The organism is Streptomyces sp., assembly GCF_036566765.1.
GTDB lineage: Bacteria > Actinomycetota > Actinomycetes > Streptomycetales > Streptomycetaceae > Streptomyces.
This window is the reverse complement of the sequence record NZ_DATCVQ010000474.1, coordinates 1-8,151: the sequence shown is the minus strand read 5'-3', so window position 1 is coordinate 8,151 and position 8,151 is coordinate 1. Positions and strand designations below refer to the sequence as shown.

General features: G+C 74.4%; 5 protein-coding genes. All 5 read right to left on the bottom strand.

All coding sequences use genetic code 11. From position 1 onward, the window contains the following. Positions 1–79: 79 nt before the first annotated feature. The 5 genes from VIU94_RS28005 to VIU94_RS27985 all read right to left on the bottom strand — a co-directional run bounded on the left by VIU94_RS28005 (position 80) and on the right by VIU94_RS27985 (position 7,963). Positions 80–1,627 carry an RNA polymerase sigma factor gene (locus VIU94_RS28005; RefSeq protein WP_331915350.1) on the bottom strand — a complete coding sequence of 516 codons (1,548 nt, stop codon included), beginning with the start codon at positions 1,625–1,627 and terminating at the stop codon, positions 80–82. Positions 1,628–2,022: 395 nt separating this feature from the next. Beyond that, positions 2,023–2,910 (bottom strand): FadR/GntR family transcriptional regulator, encoded by an 888-nt coding sequence (locus VIU94_RS28000; RefSeq protein WP_331915348.1) that lies wholly within the window; start codon positions 2,908–2,910, stop codon positions 2,023–2,025. Between the two features lie 171 nt (positions 2,911–3,081). Continuing rightward, positions 3,082–4,860 carry an ABC transporter ATP-binding protein gene (locus VIU94_RS27995; protein WP_331915346.1) on the bottom strand — a complete coding sequence of 593 codons (1,779 nt, stop codon included), beginning with the start codon at positions 4,858–4,860 and terminating at the stop codon, positions 3,082–3,084. Between the two features lie 132 nt (positions 4,861–4,992). Then, the gene (locus VIU94_RS27990) at positions 4,993–5,760 is read right to left on the bottom strand and encodes an NUDIX hydrolase (protein WP_331915344.1); all 768 of its coding nucleotides are present in this window, start codon (positions 5,758–5,760) and stop codon (positions 4,993–4,995) included. 106 nt (positions 5,761–5,866) lie between these two features. Continuing rightward, on the bottom strand, positions 5,867–7,963 hold the full coding sequence (locus VIU94_RS27985) for a glycogen debranching N-terminal domain-containing protein (RefSeq protein WP_331915342.1): 2,097 nt from the start codon (positions 7,961–7,963) through the stop codon (positions 5,867–5,869). Positions 7,964–8,151 lie beyond the last annotated feature (188 nt).

Below are 8,151 nucleotides of genomic sequence, written 5' to 3'. Positions count from 1 at the left end.
ATAGGGCAACGGCGACACTCTTGAGTTCCCGTTTGCGCAGCCTTTCAGTCCGCACCTCGTACCAAGCGGCGAGCCGGGGTCAGCTCAGGTAGTCGCGCAGCGCCAGCGACCGGGACGGATGGCGCAGTTTGGACATGGTCTTGGCCTCGATCTGGCGGATGCGCTCGCGGGTGACGCCGTAGATGCGGCCGATCTCGTCGAGGGTCATCGGCTTGCCGTCGTTGAGGCCGTACCGCATGCTGATCACCCCCGCCTCGCGCTCGGAGAGCTGGTCGAGCAGCGAGTGCAGTTGCTGCTGGAGCAGGGTGAAGGAGACGGCGTCGGCCGGGGAGACGGCCTCGGTGTCCTCGATGAGGTCGCCGAACTCGCTGTCGCCCTCCTCTCCCAGCGGCGTGTGCAGGGAGATCGGCTCGCGGCCGTAGCCCTGGATCTCGCTGACGCGGTCGACCTCGAGCTCGCACTCCGTGGCGATCTCCTCGGGGGTGGGCTCGCGGCCGAGCTCGCTCTGCAGGCGGCGCTGGGTGCGCGCGACCTTGTTGATCAGCTCCACCATGTGCACGGGGATGCGGATCGTCCTGGCCTGGTCGGCCATGGCCCTGGTGATGGCCTGCTTGATCCACCAGGTGGCGTAGGTGGAGAACTTGTAGCCGAGCCGGTAGTCGAACTTCTCGATCGTCCGGATCAGGCCGAGGTTGCCCTCCTGGATCAGGTCCAGGAAGAGCATGCCGCGGCCGGTGTAGCGCTTGGCCAGCGAGACCACCAGGCGGAGGTTGGCCTCCAGGAGGTGGTTCTTGGCACGGCGGCCGTCCTCGGCGATGATCTCCAGCTCGCGCTTGAGCTTCGGCGCCAGCTTGTCGGAGTTCGCCAGCTTGTCCTCGGCGAACAGACCGGCCTCGATGCGCTTGGCGAGCTCGACCTCCTGCTCGGCGTTGAGCAGCGGGACCTTGCCGATCTGCTTGAGGTAGTCCTTGACCGGGTCGGCGGTGGCACCGGCGTCGGCGACCTGCTGGGCGGGCGCGTCGTCCTCGTCCTCGTCGGACAGGACGAAGCCCTTGCTCTCGCCCTCGGTCTCTTCCTCTTCGCCCTTGCCGGGCGCGACGTCCTCGAGGAGCTCCTCGCCCTCGACGGCCTCGTCGGCGTCCTTCTTGGCGGTGGTCTTCTTCGCCGCGGTCTTCTTGGCGGTGGCCTTCTTCGCCACCGTCTTCTTGGCCACGGTCTTCTTGGCGGCCGCCTTCTTGGCCGGCGAACCGGCCTCGTCGGCGGGATCCGCGCTCTCGGCCGCCGGGGCCGCCGTGGCGGCCGCGACGGTCCTGGTCACGGTCGTCTTGGCGGTGACGGTCTTGGTGGCGGTGCGCTTGGCCGGGCTCTTCGCTGCGACGCTCTTGCGGGCGCGCTTCGGCGACTCCGCTGCACTGACCATCAGCGTCACACCCTCTTCCTCGAGGATCTGGTTGAGGCTGCGCAGAACATTCTTCCACTGGGTTGGCGGAATCTGGTCAGCCTCGAAGGCCCGACGCACGTCATCGCCGGCGATCTGCCCATCAGCCTTTCCCCGCTCGATGAGCGCCATCACAGACTCGGACTCGGCGATCTCCGGCGGGAGCGTACGGGATGTGCTGGCCGACACGAACAACCTCTCGGAACGATGGAAAACGGCTTCCGGCCCCGCCCATGATCGGGCTGGAGCCGACGACCGACGGCTGGGGATGTGCCGACGGCGCGGGCTGGACCGGGGATCTGCACAGCGCCACACGGGGCTGCTGTATTCCTTCCTCGGCCGTCACCTCTTAAGTCATCGCATTGCCTCGAAGAGCGTTACGCCCAATCCGCGTGGCCCCAGTCACACCACAAATGCGACGAACCGGCCAGAACGGCTGTTCGCCCCCGCAATCGTGCCACCGGAGCCCGCGACCCCACGTCTCGAGCATCCCTCGCGGCCTGCCCGCGGCCTCCCTGCGGGGGCCGCCGGGCCCGGCGACACGCGATGCGTACGGCTGCGCACTCCCTGCCGTCGCCCGCGGATCAGTGCTCGCGCGGGGCGGGCACGACGCGCTCCACCTCGGGGTGGGCCGTGAGCAGCTGCCGCATGGCCGCCTCGGCCCCCGGGGCGTCGCCGGCGGCGAGGCACTCGACGATCCGGGCGTGGTGCGCGAGGCAGGGCTCGCCGGGGCGCTCGCAGCCGGTCGCGGGTGCGCCGGAGACCTGGAGGGCGGCCCCGACGATGCCGGAGAGGTGCTCCAGCATGCGGTTGCCGGCGAGCTGGATGAGCAGCGAGTGGAACTCGGCGTCGGCTCGGGAGAACGTGAGTCCGTCCCCCTGAGCGAAGGCGTGACCCATGATCTCGACCATGTCGGAGAGGCGCTGCTGGACGTCCTCGCGGCCGTGGCCGGCGGCCAGCCGGGCGGCCAGGGGCTCGATGGTCCAGCGGAGCTCGTTGAGCTCGCGGCGCTGGTTGTCGCGCTGCGGGCCGAAGGCGCGCCACTCGATGATGTCCGGGTCCAGCAGGTTCCAGTCGCTGACCGGGCGGACCCGGGTGCCGACGTTGGGACGGGCGCTGACCAGGCCCTTGGCCTCCAGGACGCGCAGCGACTCGCGCACCACGGTGCGCGAGACCTCGAAGCGCTGGCCGATCTCCTCGGGGACCAGGGGCCGGTCGGCGCCCAGGTCGCCGGAGACGATCATCTGGCCGAGCTGCTGGACGAGTTGGCCGTGCAGCCCACGACCGCGGCTGCCGGCGGTCCGGCGTCCCACCCGGCCGAGGTCCGTGTCCGCCCCCTCCCAGGTGGGCGGCCCGACACGGTCGGCGCCAGGCGCCTCCACATACGGGTAGCGGTCGAGATCGCCCGTGGCGGCCAGGCCGGAGTCGGCGGGGCGGGCGGCGGTCATCATGGTGTGCGCAAGGGTACTCACGCATCCTTTGTCGGCGTTGCCCCGGTGCCCCTTGAGGTCTTTGGTGAAAAGCACACGAAAGGGTGATCGGCACCCCCTTCACAATTGACGCTTAATCGGTGCGAAACGGGCAGTTTCAAGGGAGTTGCGCCAGAAGATCACCGGAAGTGGAGGTGATCCTTCCAGAAGTGATCACCAACGGGCCCTACGCCGAAGGCCGGTGATCAGGTAGGCACAGACCAGCGCGGCCAACGACAGCGCGAGCGCCACCCCGACGGGCTGCCCCACCACCCGCAGCGCGCCGTCCAGCCAGCGGTCGCCGGCGGACGGCCACTGGACGAGCATCAGTTCACGCAGCCGGGCCGGAAGCCCCGCGACCGACCGGCCCGGGGCGCCGGTGAGCGCGGCCTTCAGGACGGGGACGACGGCGACCGGCACCGCGAGCACCGCGGCCACTCCCGCCGCCGTCGCCCGGAACACCCCCGCGCCCAGCACTCCGGCCCAGGCGCAGCCGACCGCGAGGCCCAGCCAACTCGCGCACAGCGAGGGCCAGTTGTCCGGTACGGGGATCAAGTCTTCGCCGTAGAGAAGGCGGAGGGCCTCGATGTCGGCCACGATCGTGAGCGTCCCGAGCAGCAGCGCGACCGCGCCGGTGACGGTGAGCTTGGCGACCAGCAGGCCCAGGCGGCGCGGGACGACGCCGCGCCCCGAGGTGAGCGCGGGGTGGCGGTACTCGTCGCCGAAGGAGAGCGCGCCGAGGAGTCCGGCGCCCAGCGCGGCGGGCGGCAGCGGGGAGAGCTCCGGCCAGCCGGCCACCGCGACCGGGAGCGGGGTCCGGCCGCCGCGGGCGAGCAGGACGGCGAGCACGGCGGAGGCGACGAGGGTCGCCACGGCGACCAGCCCGGTGGAGGGCACGCCGAGGAGCCGCCGGACCTCGTACCGGAAGGGGCGGCGGGGGGCGCGGGTGGGGCGGCGGTCGGGGGTGGGGTTCCGACCGGATGCGGGGTCGGGGGCCGGGGATCGGGCTGGGGCTGGGGCGGTCGGGGTCGAGGCGCCGGGCTCCGGCGCGGTTGCCGCGTGGGCGGCGTTGCGGGGGACGCCGGTGTCGCCGACCTCGTCGGCGAGGCGGTGTACGAGGACGCCGTGCCGGAACGCGGTGTCGCCGATCGCGGCGCAGTCGCTGCCGTACACGGACAGCCGGTTGCCACCCTCGGCGACGACCTCCACGGAGCGGCGGCCGGCCCGGGCCTCCTGGGCCAGGGCGGCGGCGAGGCGGGCGGCGTGCGGGGTACGGACGGCGACGCGCGGACGGAGCCGGGTGCGGGCGAACTCGGTGACGTCCTGGTCGGCGACGAGCCGTCCGGCGTCGAGGGTGACGACCCGGTCGGCGTTGCGCGCGGCCTCCTTGGGGTCCGGGGTGGTGAAGAGAACCGTTCCGCCTTCGGCCGCGTGGGCGCGCAGGAGCTCGTACAGCCAGAGGTTCTCCCGGACCGCGAGGCCGGCCCCGGGCTCGTCGAGGAGCAGGGTGTGCGGCTCCCCCAACAGGGCACAGGCGAGCCCGAGTCGGCGGTCCATGCCGAGCGGGAGAGTGCCGAGGCGCAGGTCGTGGACGCCTGTGAGGCCCACGGCCTCAAGCATCCGGTCGGCGCGCGAGACGGGGACGCCGACGGCGGCGCAGAGCATGCGCAGCTGGCCGCGCACGGTGCGCGAGGGGTGACCGGGTACGTCGCCGAGGAGCACGCCGACCTCGCGGGCCGGGTGCGCGACCCGGTGCAGGGGCTGCCCGCGGAAGGAGGTGACGCCGCGGCCCGGCTCGAGTTCGAGCATCAGTCGCAGCGCGGTGGTCTTCCCCGATCCGGCGGCCCCGAGAAGCGCGGTGACCTGGCCGGACGGGGCCTCGAAGGTGAGGTCGCGCACGGCGGGAGGGCGGTTGCGGCGGGGGGTGCTGGTGAGTCCGATGGCCTGGAGCATCGCTTCTCTCGCGGTAGGGGAGACCGCTGCGCGGCAGGGCGGCTACCGCAGCAAGATAACGCGACATTTCAGACTTTTGGTGCAGGGCTGGGGCCTGCGGGCCTGTGGTGTCCGGGCTCCGGAGACCCTCGCTCAGACCTCGGGGCGCAGCATGGGCGGGTTGAGCAGCGTCGCCCCGCCGGGCCGGAAGAGCTGCGCGGGGCGGCCGCCCTGCCGGGTGGTGGTGCCGCCGGCCGGAACCAGGAAGCCGGGGGTGCCGGTCACCTTCCGGTGGAAGTTGCGCGGGTCGAGCGAGACGCCCCACACCGCCTCGTAGACCCGCCGGAGCTCGCCCACCGTGAACTCCGGCGGGCAGAACGCGGTGGCGAGCGAGGAGTACTCGATCTTGGACCGGGCCCGCTCGACGCCGTCGGCCAGGATCTGGGCGTGGTCGAAGGCGAGCGGCGCGGACTGCTCGTCGCCCCGGGCCTCCTCGCCCTCCTGCAGGAGCTCGTCGACGGGGGCCCAGCGCGCGCTGTTCGCATCGCCGCCGGCGCGCGGCGCGGGGAGGTCCGGCGCCAGCGCGAGGTGCGCGACGCTGACGACCCTCATCCGGGGGTCGCGCTGCGGGTCGCCGTAGGTGGCGAGCTGCTCCAGGTGCGCGCCCTTGACCGGGACCGGCGGCGGGGCGCCGGGATCGTGGACGCACAGCCCGGTCTCCTCGACGAGTTCACGGGCCGCCGCCGCACCGAGGTCCTCGTCCGCCCGGACGAAGCCGCCGGGCAGCGCCCAGCTGCCCTGGAACGGCGCCTCTCCCCGACGCACCACCAGCGCGCACAGCGCGTGGCGGCGCACGGTGAGTACGACCAGGTCGACGGTGACAGCGAACGGCGGAAAGGCCGACGGGTCGTAGGGAGGCATGCCGCGATCATAGTCGTCTTCCTGACGATAAACACGCCCCTCTCCAGCAACAGCAGTGACTTCTTGCCCTCCTTTCCCTCCGTCCCCCTCGTGTTCGCTCACCCGCTCACACCCCCAGCTGGAGGCCGTCGGCGGCCTCCTCGACGATGGCCGTACCGAGCCTGCCGATCCGCACCGCGAACGGCTCCCCCGCGACCCGCAGCCCGGCCAGCCGGACCGCCCCCAGCGGGGCCGAGCGCATCGGGTGCAGGGCCACCGTCCGCCCCGGGGCGTCGGGACGGATCCCGGCGAGCGCGGTCAGCGCCTGGATCCCGGCGGCCGCGGCGACCGCCGCCGGACGGCAGGCCGCCGGGTGCGGCACCGGAACCGCGCCGGAGGTGCGCTGCTCCCCTGCGTACATCTCGGGGAGCCGGAACCCGAACGCCTCGGCCGCGTCGAGCAGGCCCCGCAGCAGGGACACCGCCTCCCGCTCGTACCCGGCGGCGGCCAGACCCGTGACGGCCACGGCCGTCTCGTGCACCCGCACCGCACCCGACCGGTGCCCGAAGGGGTTGTGTCCCGGCTCCTTCGCCCCGAGACCGCGCAGGCCCCAGCCGGTGTCGAGCGCCGGTCCGCCGAGCAGCCGGGCCAGCTGGTCGGTCCGGTCCTTGTCCAGCAGCCCGATGGCCGTGCGGCCTCCGCCCGTCAGCCCCGTGTCCAGCAGGTGCGCCGCCCAGGAGCCCAGGTGCGGCAACGGCGTCCCGCCGGGGAGCAGGGCCGCGACGGGCCGCCCGCCGCCGCGGTCGTCCAGCCAGAACTCCAGCCGGAACCGCTCCCGCAGCGCCCCCGCCCGATCACGCCACTCCGCTCCGCCGGGCCGGCCGCAGAAGTCGAGCAGGTCGGCGCCGAGCATCGCGGCCCGGTGGGCGTGCGCCTGCGTCTCGGCCCGCACCGGGCCGGACGGCCCGTGGCCGGCGGGCCCATTGCCGGCGGACCCCGAGTCCGACACGTACCCGTCCGCCGCCATGGCGGCCCGCAGCCAGTCCAGGCACCGCTCCGCGGCGGGCAGCAGCTCGGCGAGCTCCTGCTCGGGCAGTCCCCAGCGCGCGGCCTCGGCGAGCACCGCGGGGAAGGCGAGGGTGGCCTCGACTCCGGTGCACCGTGCCGGCAGGCCGGGGCCCGAGTCCCGCAGGGGGCCGGGGATGCGTCCGCGCTCAGGTCCGGCGCCGTCCCGCTGGGTCCGGGCGAGGGCCCTGAGGGTGCCGGCGGCGAGCCGGGTGCCGAGCGGCAACGCCATCCGGGCGGCCCAGAGGGACTCGGCGGTGACCGGTCCGCAGCGCCACGGCACTCCCGCCGCCGCGTGGAGGTCGGCGGGCCGGGCGCGGTCCCGCAGCAGGAGGGCGCGCAGGTCGTCGACGGAGGCCCGGAAGAGCTCCGCGACCCGGGGGTCGTCCCCCTCCGCCCGGGCCTCGGCCAGCACCTCTCCGCCGGGCCCCGCCGTGGCGCCGGCCCCGCGCTCGGTGAGGCGGTCGGCCGAGCGGTCGCCCCTGACGCGGAGTTCGATGGTGCGGGAGGCGCCGGGGGCCAGTTCGAGGTCCCAGCGGAGCAGGCCCGCCACGGCCAGAGCGTCCATCGGCGGCGGATCGGCGGTGACGGTGGCGTACCGGCCGTCGGGCCCGGACCAGCGCAGTCCGGCGGCGTGGACTCCGGCGGAGAGTTCGGGCCCGGGCCGGCCGGCCGCCACCGCGCCCAGATCCGCGAGATCCGTGCCCAGAGCGAGCTCCACGGGGAGCCGGAGCGGACGGCCGGCCGCGCTGCGCAGGGTGATCCGCTCGGTGCCGTCCGCACCGCGGGTCCGCTCGACGGTGAGCCCGGGGTCGGGGCCGGAGTCCCCGGGGGTCCGCAGCACGCCGACGAACCGGGCCTGGTCCGCCGCGGCCAACCTGCCCTGGACGGCGACTGGTTCGCGCCCGTACACGCGCAGCACGCAGCGCGAGAGCAGCCGCCGGCCGGCGTGGTAGACGCCGTCGAGGCCGTCGCCGGTGAGCTGGCCGTGCTCGGCGGAGAACACGAGCCAGGGCAGGGCGACGCCGACGAGTGCGCTGTGCAGGGCCGGCAGTTCGCCGGGCCGCTCGGTGCGCTGTGCGGCGGGCCCGGGGGCGGTGGGGGCGGCCGGCCGGCCGGCGGCCAGGCCGGTCGCCGGGGCGGGGACGCGGGGGTCCATGAGTGGTGTGCTGCGCCTTCTGTACGGTCCGGGCTGCCCGGACGGCCTCCGCCGACGGGGCGGCGGCGCGGGTCGTACGACTCCGACACCGGAGTGAACGGCGCTGCGGCGGAGCGGGTCACGGCCGTCACCCCCTCCCGGATCCGCGCCTGCCCCTGCGCGGAAGGCCACGCGCGGCGCGGGCGGGC